Source organism: Sanyastnella coralliicola, assembly GCF_030845195.1.
Lineage (GTDB): Bacteria > Bacteroidota > Bacteroidia > Flavobacteriales_D > Sanyastnellaceae > Sanyastnella > Sanyastnella coralliicola.
On the sequence record NZ_CP132543.1, the window covers coordinates 2,070,622 to 2,090,524 of the forward strand.

General features: G+C 47.2%; 9 protein-coding genes. 6 read left to right on the forward strand and 3 right to left on the reverse strand.

Annotated elements, in window-relative coordinates:
• The first annotated feature begins 156 nt into the window (after positions 1-156).
• The 6 genes from RA156_RS08715 (at position 157) to RA156_RS08740 (ending at position 7,390) form a co-directional block, all read left to right on the forward strand.
• The gene (locus RA156_RS08715; RefSeq protein WP_306639485.1) at positions 157-849 is read left to right on the forward strand and encodes a response regulator transcription factor; all 693 of its coding nucleotides are present in this window, start codon (positions 157-159) and stop codon (positions 847-849) included.
• The gene (locus tag RA156_RS08720; RefSeq protein ID WP_306639486.1) at positions 849-2,228 is read left to right on the forward strand and encodes a sensor histidine kinase; all 1,380 of its coding nucleotides are present in this window, start codon (positions 849-851) and stop codon (positions 2,226-2,228) included. The genes RA156_RS08715 and RA156_RS08720 overlap by 1 nt, the downstream gene beginning before the upstream one ends.
• 87 nt (positions 2,229-2,315) lie before the next feature.
• Positions 2,316-3,995, forward strand: a complete 1,680-nt coding sequence (locus RA156_RS08725) for a formate--tetrahydrofolate ligase (protein ID WP_306639487.1) — start codon at positions 2,316-2,318, stop codon at positions 3,993-3,995.
• A complete protein-coding gene (fdhD, locus tag RA156_RS08730; protein WP_306639488.1) occupies positions 3,996-4,760 on the forward strand; it encodes a formate dehydrogenase accessory sulfurtransferase FdhD in 765 nt (254 codons plus the stop codon). It abuts the gene before it with no gap.
• A gap of 30 nt (positions 4,761-4,790) precedes the next feature.
• Positions 4,791-7,082, forward strand: a complete 2,292-nt coding sequence (locus tag RA156_RS08735) for an FdhF/YdeP family oxidoreductase (protein WP_306639489.1) — start codon at positions 4,791-4,793, stop codon at positions 7,080-7,082.
• Positions 7,079-7,390, forward strand: a complete 312-nt coding sequence (locus tag RA156_RS08740; protein ID WP_306639490.1) for a DUF2834 domain-containing protein — start codon at positions 7,079-7,081, stop codon at positions 7,388-7,390. The genes RA156_RS08735 and RA156_RS08740 overlap by 4 nt, the downstream gene beginning before the upstream one ends.
• Here the strand turns inward: RA156_RS08740 and RA156_RS08745 are convergent.
• From RA156_RS08745 to RA156_RS08755, 3 genes are all read right to left on the reverse strand, one after another.
• Positions 7,387-9,927, reverse strand: coding sequence for a hypothetical protein (locus RA156_RS08745; protein ID WP_306639491.1), 2,541 nt, complete (start codon positions 9,925-9,927; stop codon positions 7,387-7,389). The two genes, RA156_RS08740 and RA156_RS08745, sit on opposite strands and share 4 nt — an antisense overlap.
• Positions 9,928-10,057: 130 nt before the next feature.
• The gene (locus tag RA156_RS08750; protein WP_306639492.1) at positions 10,058-12,313 is read right to left on the reverse strand and encodes a hypothetical protein; all 2,256 of its coding nucleotides are present in this window, start codon (positions 12,311-12,313) and stop codon (positions 10,058-10,060) included.
• A gap of 47 nt (positions 12,314-12,360) precedes the next feature.
• Complete coding sequence (locus tag RA156_RS08755) at positions 12,361-19,617, reverse strand: SprB repeat-containing protein (protein WP_306639493.1); 7,257 nt, start codon at positions 19,615-19,617, stop codon at positions 12,361-12,363.
• Positions 19,618-19,903 lie beyond the last annotated feature (286 nt).

A 19,903-nucleotide genomic window follows, 5' to 3' on the forward strand; every position in this document is an offset into this window, starting at 1 on the left:
AAAGGTAAAATCAACTTGTAACGGAAACGTCACGAAAATGGCATAAACGTAAATCGCTGAGAATGAAAGAATGAAGCAAATGCTTATAAAAAGCGAGTTTCAGGTGATAAACTCGTTATAAAGTCTCGGTTTATTTGTGAATCTTTAAGAACTATTATGCGGAAAGTCATCATCATAGAAGACGAGCAGGACATTGCCGAGCTCGTTCAACTTCACCTCGAAGACCTTAATTGTGAGGTCGAAATCTTCCGAAACGGACAGGAAGGATACGAGTATTCACTATCTAATCCCTTCGATCTGATGGTTTTGGATATCAATCTTCCCGGTAAAAACGGGATCGATATCTGCCGTGATTTGCGTCGAGAAAAGGTGAATTCACCCATTCTCATGCTCACTGCGCGTAGCGAAGAGATCGACAAAGTGCTTGGTTTGGAGACCGGTGCAGACGACTATTTGACGAAGCCATTTAGTGTTCGCGAGCTCACAGCTCGAGTAAAGGCCATTCTTCGTCGTGTAGAAATCGACACCGCTTCTGATGAAGACGCGAAAGAGATTGTCTACCGTGGATTGGAAATCGATAAGAGCAAGCGCAAGGTGGTTGTTGAAGGCGAACGCATTGAATTGACGCCGAAAGAGTTTGACCTCTTATACCTGCTAGCAAGCAATCCAGGTGTTACTTATGATCGTAAAGAACTGCTTAATCTCGTTTGGAGCTATGATTTCGAGGGATACGAGCACACGGTGAATAGTCATATCAACCGTCTTCGTTCTAAGATTGAAAAAGACGCTGCGAATCCAGATTACGTATTGACTACGTGGGGAGTTGGGTACCGCTTTAACGATGCTTGATGCTTAAACGTCTCGCCGGTAGTTCGCTTCAACGCTTGATTCTGATTGCGGTCTTCATGACCCTCTTGGTCTCTGCATTCCTTATTGTCAGCAGTTATAAGCAACAAATCGCACTCAGCGAGGAAAAAGAGCTAGCCCGTCTTGAGGGTATCGCTTCTACCCTTGCCTTAGAGATTGATGGCGATATACATCAAGCCCTCATCGAAAAACACGGGTCGATGGACGCGATCATGAACAACGATGACGATGCTGAGTACTTCGCCATTCATGAGCAGCTGAAGCATGTGCAGGATGCCAACATGATTGAAACAGCTATTTATACCATGGTTTATGACCCTGGTATGAAGAAGTTCTGTTTTGGCGTGACCTCGACAAATCCGTTCTGGAAGCATCCTTATCTAGACTACCCAGAGAAATTGATGGATGACTACGATCACGGTGGCACCATCGAAATGTATGCGGATAGCAATGGAACCTGGCTAAGTGCCTTCCAACCTATCAAAGACCGCACTGGTACTACCGTTGGTGTGCTTCAGGTAGATCAACGTTTCGATAGTTTCATTCAAGAAGCCGAGCGCAATGCTTGGAAAAACGCCTTGATTGGGATTGGAGTGTCGTTAATTATCATTGGTGTTCTCTTTATCTCGCTACGCGGAATCGTTCAGGAACAAGAGAATCTGAAAAAGGAACGTGACGAGCTCGATCGCCTGAGAACGGAACTCTTGGCGAACGTCTCCCATGACCTTCGGACACCATTATCCTCCATTCAAGGATATCTGGAAACCGTCCTTATGAAGCACGGCAGCCTCCCTCCTGATCGTTTGGAAAAATACCTGGGAACGAGTCTGAAGAACACGATTAAACTACGTGAATTGGTAGACGAGCTCTTTGAACTATCAAAACTGCAGTCACGTGATCGCAAACCAAACATTGAGCCTTTCTCACTCTCTGATTTGGCTAAAGATATCGGAGCCAGCATTAGAGTAAATGCCGATAAGAAAGGAGTCGACCTCATTGAGCAAATCCCACAAAACCTTCCGATGGTCTTTGGAGATATCTCATTGATTGATCGAGTGATTCAGAACCTCACCAATAATGCTATCAAGTTCACCCCACAAGGTGGAAAAGTGTCGATCACGATAGCTGAGGTGGATGAATTCCTCCAAGTAACCGTTGCTGATACGGGAGTTGGTATCACGGAAGAAGATCTAGAGAAGGTGTTCGACCGTTTCCATACACGACCTTCTGGTACCACGAAGGGTACTGGGTTGGGACTCGCCATTGTAAAGAGTGTGCTTGAAGCGCATGATTCTGAGTACCACATTCAATCTCGCGTGAATGAGGGCACATCTTTCTGGTTTAGACTGAGAAAGGTCTAACGGTTATGCACGCATCATTTATCTTTTTGTGATTTCGCCTTTGGCGGAATCTGAATTCACTAATTTGTGCAGCAAACCTGCCAAATTATGTCTGAATTCAAATCCGATCTACAGATCGCCCAAGAAGCAGAGATCAAAGATATCCGCCACATTGCTTCTAAACTTGATATCTCAGAAGACCAGCTTGAACTGTACGGTTCAACCAAAGCGAAACTTCCTCTTGAACTCATCGATGAATCGAAAGTTGATGCCTCTAACCTTATCTTGGTAACGGCCATCACTCCTACCCCTGCGGGTGAAGGAAAGACCACGACATCGATTGGATTGAACGAAGGACTCAATAGAATCGGCAAAAAGTCTGTCGTAGTTCTTCGTGAGCCTTCACTCGGACCAGTTTTCGGGATCAAAGGAGGAGCAGCCGGAGGTGGTTATTCGCAGGTGATTCCAATGGAAGACATTAACCTCCACTTCACTGGAGACTTCTCTGCGGTTGAAAAGGCAAACAACTTGCTTTCCGCATTGATTGATAACAACCTTCAAAGTCGCACGCGCAGCCTAGGTCTTGACCCTCGTAGAATCTACTGGAAGCGTGTGATGGATATGAATGACCGTTCTCTGCGTCAAATCACCATCGGTCTTGGAGGAACAGGAAACGGTATTCCTCGTGAAGATGGATTTAACATCACCCCAGCCTCAGAAGTCATGGCCATTCTATGCATGGCGAAAGACCGTGAAGACCTTAAGAAACGCCTTGGGAATATCTTCGTTGGATATACCATGGACCGCAAGCCGGTTTATGCTCGTGACTTGAACGCTGAAGGTGCGATGGCGCTATTGCTAAAAGATGCAGTGAAGCCGAATCTTGTTCAAACCCTTGAACACAACCCAGCAATCATTCACGGTGGACCATTCGCGAACATCGCTCAAGGAACGAATACCATCCTCGCAACGAAGATGGGTATGTCTCTCGCGGACTACACCGTTACTGAGGCAGGCTTTGGTGCAGACCTCGGAGCCGAAAAATTCCTAGACATTAAGTGCCGAGCAGCGGGAATCGCTCCTAAAGCAGTAGTCGTTGTGGCTACCCTTCGTGCGTTACGTCATCATGGAGGTGCTGCGAAAGATGAGTACAACAACCCGAACATTGACTTCGTGAAGGCAGGTTTCCCGAATCTTCAGAAGCACATTGAAAATATTAAGGCTTTCGGCCTTCAGCCTGTAGTCGCAATTAACCATTTCACCACAGACACAGAAGAGGAAATGCAACACGTTCAAGATGAATGTGCGAAGCTCGGTGTAAAAGCAGTTGTGAGTCGATGCTGGTCTGACGGTGGTGCGGGAACGGAAGACCTCGCTCGCGCTGTTGTAGAAGCGGTAGAATCAGGGAAATCTAACTTCAAGCCGATCTACGATACAGAAGACAGTGTCAAGAAAAAGATTGAGACTATCGCTAAAACCATCTACGGTGCAGACGCTGTTTCATTCGATAAGAATGCCCTTACCGGAATTAAAACGATTGAATCGCTCGGTCTAGATAAGCTTCCAGTCTGCATGGCGAAAACGCAGAAGTCACTTTCAGATAATGACGCACTTCGTGGTCGTCCGACCGGATTTACCGTGACTGTACGTGAATTCGAATTTGCCGCCGGAGCTGGATTCATTATTCCAATTCTCGGTAAGATGATGCGTATGCCTGGACTTCCAGCAGTGCCTGCTTCAGAAGGAATGGACATCGATAACGATGGGGTGATCACTGGATTGTCATAAATGAACCACCAAGCCTACGAAGGAGAACTCAATCGAAACGGAGATACTCAACCCACAAAGGATGAACTCGTTGTAGAGCGTCCTTTGCAGGTAGTGATCAATGGAGAGGCACTTACCGTCACCATGCAAACTCCTGGACATGAGGCTGAACTCGTTCGCGGGTTGTTGCATAATGAAGATATCTATCGAGGTGAAGGCTTAGATCGTAAGGCATTCCAATTCCGCGCTAGCGAAGAAAACATCATGGATCAAATCACCCTAGATATTGATTCAGAAAAGCTAGGTCAAGGTTATTTGAATAGTCGTCAATTGCTGTCTGTATCCTCTTGCGGTATCTGCGGGCGTACCTCTTTTGAGGGGAGAAGTGGAAGTATCGATAGCACTGAGAATTCGATTGATCTTGAAAAAGCCTTTGGTGCGATGCGCAAGGAACAACACTTGTTTTCGGCCACTGGAGGCAGCCATGGCGCAGCGGCATTTACCGATGAAGGAGATCATTTAGTTACCCGTGAAGACATTGGTCGCCACAACGCCGTTGATAAGGTAATTGGTCATTTACTTTTTGAAGGGAATCTGTCGAATGCGAAGGTGCTATTAGTGAGCGGCCGCATTAGTTATGAGATCGTTTCAAAGTGTTTTATGGCTGGAATACCCAATCTAGCCGCCGTTTCAGCGCCTTCGAGTCTTGCGGTTGATTTCGCTAAAGAATTAGGTATTCAATTGTATGGATTTGTTCGAGATAGTCGCGCGACTCGATACGCTTAAAGCCAGTTGAATCAGATTATATTGCATGATATGAGAGATGTCAAAATTCTACCTCCTTCGGAGCTTACAGGTATCAAATTCATCAAGAACCCCAAGAAAGCAGCTGGGGTAAAAGGTGTAACAGTTGCTATTCGCCACTTGAGTGAGGAGATTGGACTATTTGAAGGTTTCAAACTCATGACCAAGGTAAATCAGAAAGATGGCCTTGATTGCCCTGGATGTGCATGGCCTGACCCGGAACATCGCTCAAAGTTGTTTGAATACTGTGAGAATGGTGCTAAGGCTATCGCTGAAGAGGCTACAAAAAAGCGGGTCGATCCTGCTTTCTTCGAACGGCATTCAGTCAGTGAAATGAGCACATGGTCTGATTACAAAATCGGACGTTCAGGACGTATCACAGAACCAATGTACTTGGCCGAAAATGCAGATCACTACACTCCTATTTCTTGGGAAGATGCGTTTGCTAAAATTGGTTCTAAGCTGAAATCAATTGACGCTGACGATGCTGTGTTCTATACCTCAGGAAGGACTGCCAATGAGACGGCATTTCTATATCAACTCTTCGTACGTGCCTATGGAACGAACAACCTTCCAGATTGCTCCAACATGTGCCACGAGTCTAGTGGAACGGGATTAGGACGCACTTTAGGAATTGGGAAAGGCTCCGTGACTTTGAATGATCTGTACGAAGCAGAGGTCGTACTTGTGGTAGGACAGAACCCTGGAACCAATCACCCGAGAATGTTAAGCGCACTGCAGAAATGCAAAGCGAATGGAGGAAAGGTGGTACATGTGAACCCGCTACCAGAGGTAGGTACAGAGAAATTTGTTGACCCTCAAAGTCCGGTTGAGATTTTGAAGGGAGGGACTAAGATTTCTGACCACTTCCTTCAAGTGCGTGTCAATGGTGACATTGCGATGCTTAAGCTGCTTGCCAAAGGACTCTTTGAAGCAGAAGAGGCCAACCCGGGAAGAGTGCTCGATCGCGAGTTTATTGCCCAGTACGCTTCTGGTTTCGATGAGTATCGTGCGCAACTGAATCAAGAAGACAAGAACCAGCTTTACAAAGACTGTGGACTTACCGCACAGCAATTGAAACCGGTGATTGAATTATTGGCAAATAACACCAAGATCATCATTTGTTGGGCAATGGGAATCACCCAACATGTCAATGGTGTAGCCAACGTTCAGGAGATAGTGAATCTTCTATTATTGAAAGGGGCTGTTGGCAAACCAGGTGCAGGAACTTGCCCAGTTCGAGGGCATAGTAATGTACAAGGTGATCGAACCATGGGCATCTTTGAGAAGCCCCCTGCCCGACTACTCGATGCACTTGATGGACGTTTCCACTTCCAATCGCCGCGTGAACATGGGTATGATGTTGTAGAGTCGATTGAAGCGATGGCAGAGAACAAGGTGAAGTTCTTCTTCGCCATGGGCGGAAACTTCATTTCAGCAACGCCAGATAGTGAATTCACGGGTAAGGCAATGCAGAACTGCGACATGACGGTTCAGGTCAGCACAAAACTCAATCGCTCGCATCTTGTCACAGGAAAAGAGGCAATTATCCTCCCTTGTTTGGCACGTACTGAAGCGGATATCCAACAGGGCAAGAAGCAATTCTACACCGTTGAGAATTCGATGGGGGTTGTACATCAGAGTAGAGGCCACCGTCCGGCGCCTTCGGCTGCTTTGAAGAGTGAGGTGGACATCGTTTGTTCATTAGCTGAGGCGACCTTGTCAGCTCAAGACACCATGAAATGGTCTTCTTGGAGAAATGACTATAACCTGATCCGCGATGAAATTGAGGCGGTGATTCCAGGCTTTGATGACTACAATCGAAAGGTGCGTCAGTCGAATGGCTTCCATCTTCCGAATGGGGCACGTGTGCGCAAGTTCAATACGTCAAATGGGAAAGCTCAATTCACCGTCAATCACCTCCCACAGGTTGACCCTAAGGAGGCGGAGTATATTATGATGACCGTTCGTTCTCACGACCAATACAACACCACCATTTACGGACTTGACGATCGCTATCGCGGAATTCTGAACGAGCGACGTGTAGTTATGATGAATGAAGAAGACGCCGCTGAAAAAGGTTGGAAAAGAGGTCAAGTTGTTGACATTGAAAGTGTTTTCCGAGGTGAAAAACGTCGGGTCGAGCGCTTCATTGTGATTCCTTTCAGCATTCCACGCAAGTGTGTTGCGACCTATTTCCCAGAGTGCAATGCCCTTGTCCCTATTGGTGCTAAGGCCCATGAGAGCAATACTCCTGCGAGTAAGTTTGTTGAGGTGAATTTATACGCTAGCGCGGAATCATGAGGTACCTATACTTAGTTCTTGCCATTATTGGGATCATTCTTCCTTATTCAGAGATGATTCCATTCATGATTGAAAATGACAACGACTTATGGCTCTTGTTCGAAGAACAATTCCAACGACGTAGCAGTCGGTTCTTCGCTTATGACTTGTTCCTAGCAGGAACAGTAGCGAGTATATTCATCATATACGACGGAAGGCGAAACCAAGTAAAGAATTACTGGCTCGCCTTCGCTGGTATTTTTATGGTCGGAGTCTGTTTTGGACTCCCCCTCTATTTATTCTTCAAAGAATCTGCTCGTTCAGACTAATCACATAAGCTTCCATAATGCTGAAGTAACAGGATGATATCAGTGACATTCACTTGACCGTCTGCATTTACATCTCCAACACAGAATGGCTGGTCGTACTCACAAGATCCATCATCAATAGTAGCTCCTGGATCGAAGTTCGATGCTCCTGAATAAGTACATCCAAGGCACGACCCAAAATCACAACTACCATCTTCATCTGTTGCGAGCGGATTATAATTACATGCCATGTTGTAGGTACATCCTGGCACTTCTAGTTCATCGCAAACGCCGTCGCCATCACTATCGTTGATACAAGCTCCTGCACAATTGTAGAATGGAGCTGCATAATCACATGAACCGTCATCTTGAGAGGCGCTCGCATCGAAATTACATGCTCCAGAGTCAGTACACCCTAAACAAGAGTAATCACACGATCCGTCATCTTGACTTGCACTTGCAACGTAATTACATGCTCCGATATCCGTGCAACCTTGGCATGAATAGTCACATGAACCATCATCAATCAATGCCGTTAGATCATAGTTACAAGCTGTGGCATCCGTACACCCCTGGCAGTCATAGTTGCACGAACCGTCATTCTCAGTGGCACTTGCGTCGTAATTACATGCCGCTGGATCCATACAACCGAGACAAGAGTAATCACACGATCCATCATCTTGGGTTGCCCCAGTGTCATAGTTACACGCACCGGAGTCTGTACAACCAAGGCATGAGTAATTACATGAACCATCGTCATCTGTGGCTCCTGCATCATAATTACATGCGCCAGAATCTGTACATCCTAAGCAATCATATGTACAGCTTCCGTCATCATCTGTTGCTGACACCTCGAAATTACATGCCGCTGGATCTGTACAACCCTGACATGAATAGTCACATGAACCGTCACTCACGGTGGCTGACGCATCGTAGTTACACGCTGTTGGGTCTAAACAACCAAGACAGGAATAATCACAAGAGCCATCATCAACAGTAGCCGTTGCGTCATAGTTACATGCGATATTATCTATACAACCAAGGCAAGAGTAATCACAAGAACCATCGTCCATCGTAGCACCTGCATCATAATTACATGCCGAGGCATCGGTACATCCCTGACAATTGAAAACGCAACTACCATCGTCTTGTGTTGCCGAAGCGTCGTAATTACAAGCCGTTGGAACAGTACAACCATAACATGAATACTCACATGAACCGTCATCTAAGGCAGCTGCGGGATCATAGTTACATGCCGAAGGAATAGTACATCCATAACATGAATAGTCACAAGAACCATCGTCCCCATCCGCGCTAGCGTCATAGTTACATGCTGAAATATCAGTACAACCGAAAGCATAGGTACCACAGCCGTTATCGGGCGGTAGATTCCCAACGCAAACGTTGAATGGATCTTCTACCCCATCTCCTTCTCCACAATCGAAGGCCCATGTGAGGCAGTTGAAATTCAAGTATTTACCATCAACTGGAGTTACCCCATCGTTGAGGTTACCATCTCCGAGATATGAAGTGTGATCTTCAGGCCAAACGTTACCATCACAATCGCAGATCGTACTTTGTCCTGAACACGGGTCTCCACAAGTGAAATAGAAGAATGGAGACACGGCACCTGAGGTTGTTTCGAAGTGGAACTGATAAACCCCACCTGGTTCAGCTCCGCTGAATACATAGGTCTCTCCGTTCATGTATCCTCCGTCTCCTGACAGATCAATGCAGGTCTCATCTCCCCCGTTCAACATGAAGCAGAGTTGATCAGCGACACAACCGTCAGAAATTCCAAATTCAACGTTAATCTGTGTTGTCAATCCATAGGCATCAGATCCACAGGCACCTTGTGTCACAGCCAACGTGAGCGGCGCACAGCCAGGAGAAGAACATCCATTATTCGGTGGAAGGTTTCCTTCACATACTCCGTAAGGATCGAAATTCACTCCACCATCTCCACAGTCAAATCCCCAGACGTTACAGGCGAAATGCACCGCTTGACCATCCCAGAGTTTTCCCGAGTTTGAAGATTCGTATTCGCCATCTCCTAGATAGCTCATGGCTCCAACAGTGTGAGGAGTTCCCACACAATCACAGATATAGTCGTCGTATAAACAAGCTAATTCGTTTGGATTAGCTCCAGCGGCTTGATAGTTCACCGCGAAAGGATTGTCACATGAATAGGTTTCGTCGAAACAGTTAACCTGAACTTCTTCTACTGGGCTCGAACCACCGGAGATGGTTGCCCAGAATTGATAAATCCCTGCTCCAGGCAAGGTTAAGTGGTAGGTATCTCCATTTCCAAGAAGATCGGCTGAAATGTCTGTACAGTCTTGAGAACCGTCCCCTATTCGGGAATAGCAGACTTCATTTACTGTACATCCGTTTGCAATGCTGAATGTAATATCAACGGCGGTTTCAAAACCGCCACCACCGACAGGGTCGCATGCTTCGTTGACCGTAATGCCCGTGAAGGTGCATTGGCCTTGCGCATTCAACCCTACTAGGACTACAAATCCCAGCAGCATCAGTACGTGGTTAATCGTTCGCATATCGTCGTATTTGGAGGGCTGTTATCTCCCTATACGGTGCGAATCGAAGGCACGTTTGTAGGACAGTGTCTGATAAAGAAAAAGGGAGCAACAAGTGCTCCCTTTCTATTATTTCAAGTGTAATCTAAGATTACTCATTGTCATCACAAGTACCTCCGTAGTACGATAGGAACATCATCAAATCATTCACACCTACATCGCCGTCGTCATCGTAGTCACCAGGACAAGTTAGATCGTTCGGGAAGAAACATGAACCATCATCAAGTGTAGCTGTCGCATCGTAGTTGTCTGCGAATGGGTATGTACATCCTGCACATGAGCTCACTTCGCATGAACCGTCATCATCCGTAGCAGCTGGATCGTAGTTACAAGCGAATTCGTAAGTACATCCTTCTACTTCGTCTTCGTCACAGATTCCGTCACCGTCACAATCGTTGGCACAAGCGCCATCACAATCTTCACCTGCAGCTGGGTATTCACAAGAATCGTTCTCACAATCTGCCGCTGGATCGTAGTTACATGCTGTTGGGTCAGTACATCCTGCTGTACCTTCTCCACCACATACACCACACTCGTCTAGTTGCAGACATGAACCATCATCGATAGTTGCTGTAGGATCAAAGTTACATGCTGATGAGTCAGTACATCCTGCACATGAATCGTATTCACATGATCCATCATCACAAGCTGCTGCTGGGTCGTAGTTACATGCTCCTGAATCAACACATCCTGATGTTCCTGATCCACCACATACTCCACAGTCGTCGTTGACTGCACAAGAACCGTCATCGATCGTTGCTGAAGGGTCGAAGTTACATGCTGAAGAATCCGTACAACCTGCACATGAATCGTATTCACATGATCCGTCGTCACAAGCTGCTGCTGGGTCGTAGTTACATGCTCCTGAATCAACACATCCTGATGTTCCGGATCCGCCACATACGCCACATTCGTCGTTTACTGCACAAGAACCGTCATCGATCGTTGCTGCTGGGTCATAGTTACATGCTGTCGCGTCAGTACATCCTGCACATGAATCGTATTCACATGATCCATCATCACAAGCTGCTGCTGGGTCGTAGTTACATGCTCCTGAATCAACACATCCCGTTGTTCCAGATCCACCACATACTCCACACTCATCGAATTCAGCACATGATCCATCATCAATAGTCGCTGTAGGGTCGAAGTTACATGCTGCCGCGTCAGTACAACCTGCGCATGAATCGTATTCACATGATCCGTCGTCACAAGCTGCTGCTGGGTCGTAGTTACATGCTCCTGAATCAACACATCCTGTTGTTCCAGATCCACCACATACTCCACACTCATCGAATTCAGCACATGATCCATCGTCAATTGTAGCGTTAGGATCGAAGTTACATGCTGAAGAATCTGTACAACCTGCACATGAATCGTATTCACATGATCCATCATCACAAGCTGCTGCAGGGTCATAGTTACAAGCTCCTGAATCAACACATCCTGTTGTTCCAGATCCACCACATACTCCACACTCATCGTTTACAGCACAAGAGCCGTCATCGATCGTCGCTGTAGCATCGTAGTTACATGCTGTTGGGTCTGTACATCCTGCACATGAATCGTATTCACATGATCCGTCATCTTCTGTAGCATCTGGGTTGAAGTTACATGCGCCAGCATCAGTACATCCAGGCTCTCCAACCACCGCTGGGAAAGTCAATGTTGCGTTCTGTTCTTCAAATCCAGTCAATGAACCTGCACCCTCACAAGAAGCGTTGTGAACGTAATCGATACGACCGTTTACTTGGTCACCACCATCAAATGCTTGAAGGTTTAGATTGAAGCTCAATTCACCATCTGTAGTGAATTGCCCAAGAAGGATGCGGTTGTTTGGTCCTGAAGGAACTGCTGAAGCAGAAGTTGGTAGCGTAAACCACGCGCCATCTTCCATTACAAGGTCTACACCTGTTGCAGCTGGTCCAACAGAGTCACCGAAAGGATCAGCTGGGTTTGTCGCCGCTTGACCAACGTCAGATGCGCCTGCAGCTGTACTATTGTCAATACCGATTGTCACCCAAGAGTCAGCCTCAATCGATGGGAATACCGCAAAGAATGCAGGGTTGATTCCTGAAGGGTTGATTCCTCCTAGAGGGTCATTGAAGAAGGTAGTAGAAGAAGATACATTCAACGGATGACAGCCATTGATGGCGAAAACCGCTGTTATGAGATCATCAGAATCTTGCATTTCCGCATAAATACGGTAAGTAGTTGTTCCGGCTGGTTGTCCGCCGAAAACAAGAGTGTATGGCTCTACAACCACCTGACTCAATTGCGCGTTTGCTACTGTTCCGAAAAGGCAACAGGCAAAAAGCACGCTCATTAATCTTGCCATTGTTTTCATAATCTGAAGTGTAAGCTTATGGTTTTTGGTTAATTGGTTCTTTCTATTTATTCACATGTAGTTCCGTATAGACTTAAGAAGAACAGAAGGTCATTCACTCCGACATCATTGTCGTTGTCAAAGTCTCCTGGACAGGTCACGTCATTCGGGAATTCACATGTTCCATTTTCAATAATTACGTTCGGGTCATAATTCGATGCTTCTGGGTAAGTACATCCTGCACAAGACTCACGTTCACATGAACCGTCTTCTTCTGTTGCAGCAGGGTTGTAGTTACATGCGAATGGATAAGTACATCCGTATACTTCATCTTCGTCGCATACTCCGTCTTCATCGCAGTCTTCAGCACAGTTTCCGTCACAATCGAAGCCTTCTTCTGGGTACTCACATGAATCGTCGTCACAATCAGCTTCTGCATCGTAGTTACACGCTTCAGGATCTGTACATCCGAGTGTTCCGTCTCCTCCACATACGCCACATTCGTCAAGCTCTAGACATGAGCCATCGTCGATTGTGGCTGTCGCGTCGTAGTTACATGCTGTAGGGTCGGTACATCCTGCGCATGATTCGTATTCACATGAATCATCATCACAGTCTGCTTCTGGATCGTAGTTACATGCGCCTGCGTCGGTACATCCTAATGTGCCTTCGCCTCCACATACGCCACATTCGTCGAGCTCAAGACATGAACCGTCATCAATCGTCGCATTTGGATTGAAGTTACATGCCGCTGGATCTGTACATCCTGCGCACGTGCTGAAGTCACATGAATCATCGTCACAGTCTGCTTCAGGGTCATAATTACACGCCATTGGGTCGGTACAACCTAGTGTGCCTTCGCCTCCACATACGCCACACTCATCAAGCTCGAGACAAGAACCGTCATCGATCGTTGCAGTAGCATCGTAGTTACATGCTGTTGGGTCGGTACAGCCTGCACATGATTCGTATTCACATGAATCATCGTCACAGTCTGCTTCTGGATCGTAGTTACATGCTCCGGCGTCGGTACATCCCAATGTGCCTTCGCCTCCACATACGCCACATTCGTCGAGCTCAAGACATGAACCGTCATCAATCGTCGCATTTGGATTGAAGTTACATGCCGCTGGATCTGTACATCCTGCGCACGTGCTGAAGTCACATGAATCATCGTCACAGTCTGCTTCAGGGTCATAATTACACGCCATTGGGTCAGTACAACCTAGTGTGCCTTCGCCTCCACATACGCCACACTCATCAAGCTCGAGACAAGAACCGTCATCGATAGTTGCAGTAGCATCGTAGTTACATGCTGTTGGGTCGGTACAGCCTGCGCATGATTCGTATTCACATGAATCATCGTCACAGTCTGCTTCAGGATCATAGTTACATGCGCCTGCGTCGGTACATCCCAATGTGCCTTCGCCTCCACATACGCCACATTCATCAAGTTCGAGACAAGAACCATCATCGATTGTGGCTGTCGCGTCGTAGTTACATGCTGTTGGGTCGGTACAGCCTGCGCATGAATCAAACTCACAAGAGCCATCGTCACAATCAGCCTCTGCATCGTAGTTACATGCTCCGGCGTCGGTACAACCAAGAGTTCCTGTTCCTCCACATACGCCACACTCATCAAGCTCGAGACAAGAACCGTCATCGATCGTTGCAGTAGCATCGTAGTTACATGCTGTAGGGTCGGTACAGCCAGCACACGACTCGTATTCACATGAATCATCGTCACAGTCTGCTTCAGGATCATAGTTACATGCGCCTGCGTCGGTACATCCCAATGTGCCTTCGCCTCCACATACGCCACATTCATCAAGTTCGAGACAAGAACCATCATCGATTGTGGCTGTCGCGTCGTAGTTACATGCTGTTGGGTCGGTACAGCCTGCGCATGAATCAAACTCACAAGAGCCATCGTCACAATCAGCCTCTGCATCGTAGTTACATGCGCCTGCGTCGGTACATCCTAATGTGCCTTCGCCTCCACATACGCCACATTCATCAAGTTCGAGACAAGAACCATCATCGATTGTTGCAGTAGCATCGTAGTTACATGCTGTTGGGTCGGTACATCCTGCGCATGATTCGTATTCACATGAATCATCGTCACAGTCTGCTTCTGGATCGTAGTTACATGCGCCTGCGTCAGTACATCCCAATGTGCCTTCGCCTCCACATACGCCACACTCATCAAGCTCGAGACAAGAACCGTCATCGATCGTTGCAGTAGCATCGTAGTTACATGCTGTTGGATCAGTACATCCTGCACATGATTCGTATTCACATGAATCATCATCACAGTCTGCTTCTGGATCGTAGTTACATGCTCCGGCGTCTGTACACCCTAATGTGCCTTCGCCTCCACATACGCCACATTCGTCAAGCTCGAGACAAGAACCGTCATCGATCGTTGCAGTAGCATCGTAGTTACATGCTGTCGGATCAGTACATCCTGCGCATGATTCGTATTCACATGAATCATCATCACAGTCTGCTTCTGGATCGTAGTTACATGCACCGGCATCAGTACATCCTAGTGTACCCATCCCACCACACTCACCACATTCATCGAGGTACAGACAGTATCCGCTATCACAATCAGCTTCTGGATCGAAGTTACATGCCGCAGGGTCTGTACAGCCAAATGTTCCATCGCCACCACAAACACCGCAAGCGTCAGGATACAGACAAGAACCGTCTTCCTCTGTTGCTGTTACGTCATAGTTACATGCCCACTCATATGTACATCCGAAGATTTCGTCTTCATCACAAACACCATCTTCATCACAGTCATTAATACAGCTTCCGTCACATTCGTAGACTGGTCCGGCATACTCACACGTTCCATCGTCTATTGTTGCGTTCGGGTTGTAGTTACATGCTGCAGGGTCTGTACATCCAGAACAAGATCCGAACTCGCATGATGAATCATCACAGTCAGCCTCTGCATCGTAGTTACATGCGCCAGGGTCAGTACATCCGAGTGTACCGGTTCCGCCACATACGCCACATTCGTCTAGTTCTAGACATGAACCGTCATCGATCGTTGCTGTAGCATCGTAGTTACATGCTGTTGGGTCGGTACAGCCTGCGCATGAGTCAAACTCACAAGAGCCATCGTCACAAGCTGCAGCTGGATCGTAGTTACATGCTCCGGCATCAGTACATCCTAGTGTACCAGTTCCGCCACATACGCCACATTCGTCTAGTTCGAGACATGAACCGTCATCGATCGTTGCAGTAGCGTCGTAGTTACATGCTGTCGGATCAGTACATCCTGCACATGAGTCAAACTCACAAGAGCCGTCATCACAAGCTGCTGCTGGATCGTAGTTACATGCGCCAGGGTCAGTACATCCGAGTGTACCGGTTCCGCCACATACGCCACATTCGTCTAGTTCTAGACATGAACCGTCATCGATCGTTGCTGTAGCATCGTAGTTACATGCTGTTGGGTCGGTACAGCCTGCGCATGAGTCAAACTCACAAGAGCCATCGTCACAAGCTGCAGCTGGATCGTAGTTACATGCTCCGGCATCAGTACATCCTAGTGTACCAGTTCCGCCACATACGCCACATTCGTCTAGTTCGAGACATGAACCGTCATCGATCGTTGCAGTAGCGTCGTAGTTACATGCTGTCGGATCAGTACATCCTGCACATGAGTCAAACTCACAAGAGCCGTCATCACAAGCTGCTGCTGGATCGTAGTTACATGCTCCGGCATCAGTACATCCTAGTGTACCAGTTCCGCCACATACGCCACATTCGTCTAGTTCGAGACATGAACCGTCATCGATCGTTGCAGTAGCGTCGTAGTTACATGCTGTCGGATCAGTACATCCTGCGCATGAGTCAAACTCACAAGAGCCGTCATCACAAGCTGCTGCTGGGTCGTAGTTACATGCACCAGCATCTGTACATCCTAGTGTTCCTGTTCCTCCACATACGCCACATTCGTCTAGTTCGAGACAAGAACCGTCATCGATTGTTGCTGTCGCGTCGTAGTTACATGCTGTTGGGTCAGTACAGCCTGCGCAAGAATCAAACTCACAAGAGCCGTCATCACAAGCTGCTGCTGGGTCGTAGTTACATGCGCCAGCATCTGTACATCCTAGTGTACCAGTTCCGCCACATACGCCACATTCGTCTAGTTCGAGACATGAACCGTCATCGATCGTTGCAGTAGCGTCGTAGTTACATGCTGTCGGATCAGTACATCCTGCGCATGAGTCAAACTCACAAGAGCCGTCATCACAAGCTGCTGCTGGGTCGTAGTTACATGCACCAGCATCTGTACATCCTAGTGTTCCTGTTCCTCCACATACGCCACATTCGTCTAGTTCGAGACAAGAACCGTCATCGATTGTTGCTGTCGCGTCGTAGTTACATGCTGTCGGGTCAGTACAGCCTGCGCAAGAATCAAACTCACAAGAGCCGTCATCACAAGCTGCTGCTGGGTCGTAGTTACATGCGCCAGCATCTGTACATCCTAGTGTTCCTGTTCCTCCACATACGCCACACTCGTCAAGTTCGAGACAAGAACCGTCATCGATTGTAGCAGTAGCATCGTAGTTACATGCTGTCGGATCAGTACATCCTGCACATGAGTCAAACTCACAAGAGCCGTCATCACAAGCTGCTGCTGGGTCGTAGTTACATGCGCCAGCGTCCGTACATCCTAGTGTTCCTGTTCCTCCACATACGCCACACTCGTCAAGTTCTAGACATGAACCGTCATCGATTGTTGCAGTAGCGTCATAGTTACATGCTGTCGAATCAGTACATCCTGCGCATGAGTTAAACTCACAAGAGCCGTCATCACAAGCTGCTGCTGGATCGTAGTTACATGCTCCAGCATCAGTACATCCTAGTGTACCAGTTCCGCCACATATGCCACATTCATCGAGGTATAAACAGTAACCACTATCACAATCCGCTTCAGGATCGTAGTTACATGCCGCTGGATCTGTACAACCTAGGGTTCCATCGCCACCACAAACGCCACAAGCATCAGGGTATAGACAAGAACCGTCTTCTTCCGTTGCATTTGAGTTGTAGTTACACGCCCATGGATAAGTACATCCAAAAATTTCTTCTTCGTCACATACCCCATCAAAATCACAGTCGTTGATGCAGTTCCCATTACAGTCAAGAATTGGACCTGGAAGGGTACATGAGCCATCATCTATAGTGGCTGTCGGATCATAATTACATGCGTTGACATCTGTACAGCCTGTACAAGAGTCAAACTCACAAGATGAATCATCACATGCTGCTGAGGCATCGTAGTTACATGCTGTTGGATCGGTACATCCAAGGGTTCCGTTGCCGCCACATACACCACAATCGTCTAGCTCAAGACATGAACCATTATCACAGTCAGCTGCCGCATCGTAGTTACATGCTGTAGGGTCAGTACAGCCTTCTGTGCCTGATCCACCACAAACTCCGCACTCATCAAGCTCTAAACATGAGCCATCATCGATAGTCGCAGTAGCGTCGTAATTACATGCTGTTGGGTCGGTACAGCCTGCGCAAGAATCGTATTCACAAGTTCCATTGTCACAAGCTGCCGTTGGATCGTAGTTGCAAGCTCCGGAGTCAACACATCCACCTGTCCCTGTTCCACCACAAACACCACATTCATCAAGCTCTAAACAAGAACCGTCGTAAATCGTAGCTGTGGCATCGTAATTACATGCCGTTGCATCCGTACACCCAGCACATGAATCAAATTCACATGAACCATCTTCACATCCTGCTGACATGTCATAGTTACACGCTGTTGGGTCAGTACAACCGCTGTAAGTACACCCTTCATCACATTCCGCGCTAGCGTCATAATTACAAGCAGAAGGATCAGTACATCCAACAACGCCAGTAGAACCAATGATGACTGGACCAGAACTTACTTCACAACCATTAGCGTCAATCAGACTGACATTGTATGTCCCAGCAGGTACAAGGAATACCCCTGAGTTCTGGAAGTTCACACCATCAATGGTGAATTGAAGCGCTCCAGTACCACCGAATCCAACAGAAGCTATCACTCCATCTGGTTCATTTGGACAGCTAGCTGGTGTAGAACCAGTAACCGCTACTTGAAGAGGGTTTGGTTCAGAAATATCAACACCGTTTGTGTTTCCTGTACACCCGTTGACATCGCTGACGTATACTACATAGGTACCTTCACCAAGTCCTGAGAACGTCGGGTCAGACTGCGTGTAGTTACCGAATGACAAACCATACATATACGGACCAGTTCCTCCTGTGGCAGCCACGGTGATCGAACCGTTGCTCTCTCCGTTACAATTAATCTGATTAACCGCGTCAAAAGAAACCTCCACTGGAGCTGGACCAGGAATGGTTAAAACTTGACCAGCAATACAACCTTGTTGATCTTCAACGATAAGGGTGTATTCACCTGCAGCTAGATCAACGAAATTTTGGTTGAGTAAAGGTGTGCTACCATCCAATGAATAGCTCACTGCACCTTGTCCGCCAGAAGCTACAACAGTGAGCGCACCGTCATTAGTATCAATACATGTCGTTGGGGTAATAATGAGGTCATCAATCTGAAGCGTACATGGAAATTCACAAGACCCGTCATCAACCGTAGCCGTAGGGTCATAGTTGGCAGCTGCTGGATCTGTACATCCAAAGATGGCGCCGGCCTGATTTGAAAATGGAAGCTGCGTGACTTCTACAATATTTTGGTTGTCACCGAGAACAAAAACTTGGACGTTAATAAAACCGCTCAAGTTTCCATTGGTCGTGAACTGACCTAGCAAAACCTTCAAGTCAGCCCCTGCAAAGCCATTGACACTGGATACGTCGAAGGTTGTGAACCAAGAACCTCCGAACTGACCATTAATATTAATGTCTTGACCGGTTGCAAATTGATCAACCCAGGCATCCGAAGCGGACTGCAACGTTGATACTGCTGCTCCTGGAGAATCTGAATTTTCTCTTCCGATGGTTACCCAGCTATCAAAGGTCAGCGCAGGGAAAAAAGGGAAGAATGCAGGGTTAATTACCGAGCCATTTTCACTCCCGAAAGGATCCTGATAAAACGTACCATCTGTTGTAATCGACAAAGGAGTTCCTGCGACGCCATAGACGGACGACACGAAGTCCTGTTCGTTTTGACAAGTAGCATATAAGCGGTAAGTGGTATACCCTGTTAATTCAGGGATGTCACCAGTATGGACCTGAACGGTCTCTAGTTCTAATCCGGACACTTGCGCAGCCGATGTTAGGCTCATCAATAGCGCAAAAGATGCCCACAAGATGTGGTTCAAACGCATCGTAGCAATTTTGGTCAAGGGTCGCTAAAATAGGGAAAGTTTCGATGAATAGCGAGAAAGCTTCGGCAAATTTTCTGATGGAAAAGACCAAAAGGAAAGATGCCCCACAGAGTGAGGCATCAGAGGTGAAAGTTGTATTGGCTCTAGACTTGTAGGACTAAATCAGATGAGACAGGCTATAGAGGTCATTACCTCTTCATAGTTACTCTTCCACCTCGTTCTTTGATCTGCGTGTTTACCGCAAGCATACTTTTCAGAACAAAGGTAGAAGGCAGCTCTATGCGGC

Coding starts and splice junctions, on each gene's coding strand:
- RA156_RS08720 (WP_306639486.1), top strand. CDS start 849: ATGCTTAAACGTCTCGCCGGTAGTTCGCTTCAACGCTTGATTCTGATT.
- RA156_RS08715 (WP_306639485.1), top strand. CDS start 157: ATGCGGAAAGTCATCATCATAGAAGACGAGCAGGACATTGCCGAGCTC.
- RA156_RS08735 (WP_306639489.1), top strand. CDS start 4,791: ATGAGAGATGTCAAAATTCTACCTCCTTCGGAGCTTACAGGTATCAAA.
- RA156_RS08740 (WP_306639490.1), top strand. CDS start 7,079: ATGAGGTACCTATACTTAGTTCTTGCCATTATTGGGATCATTCTTCCT.
- RA156_RS08725 (WP_306639487.1), top strand. CDS start 2,316: ATGTCTGAATTCAAATCCGATCTACAGATCGCCCAAGAAGCAGAGATC.
- RA156_RS08745 (WP_306639491.1), bottom strand. CDS start 9,927: ATGCGAACGATTAACCACGTACTGATGCTGCTGGGATTTGTAGTCCTA.
- RA156_RS08755 (WP_306639493.1), bottom strand. CDS start 19,617: ATGCGTTTGAACCACATCTTGTGGGCATCTTTTGCGCTATTGATGAGC.
- fdhD (WP_306639488.1), top strand. CDS start 3,996: ATGAACCACCAAGCCTACGAAGGAGAACTCAATCGAAACGGAGATACT.
- RA156_RS08750 (WP_306639492.1), bottom strand. CDS start 12,313: ATGAAAACAATGGCAAGATTAATGAGCGTGCTTTTTGCCTGTTGCCTT.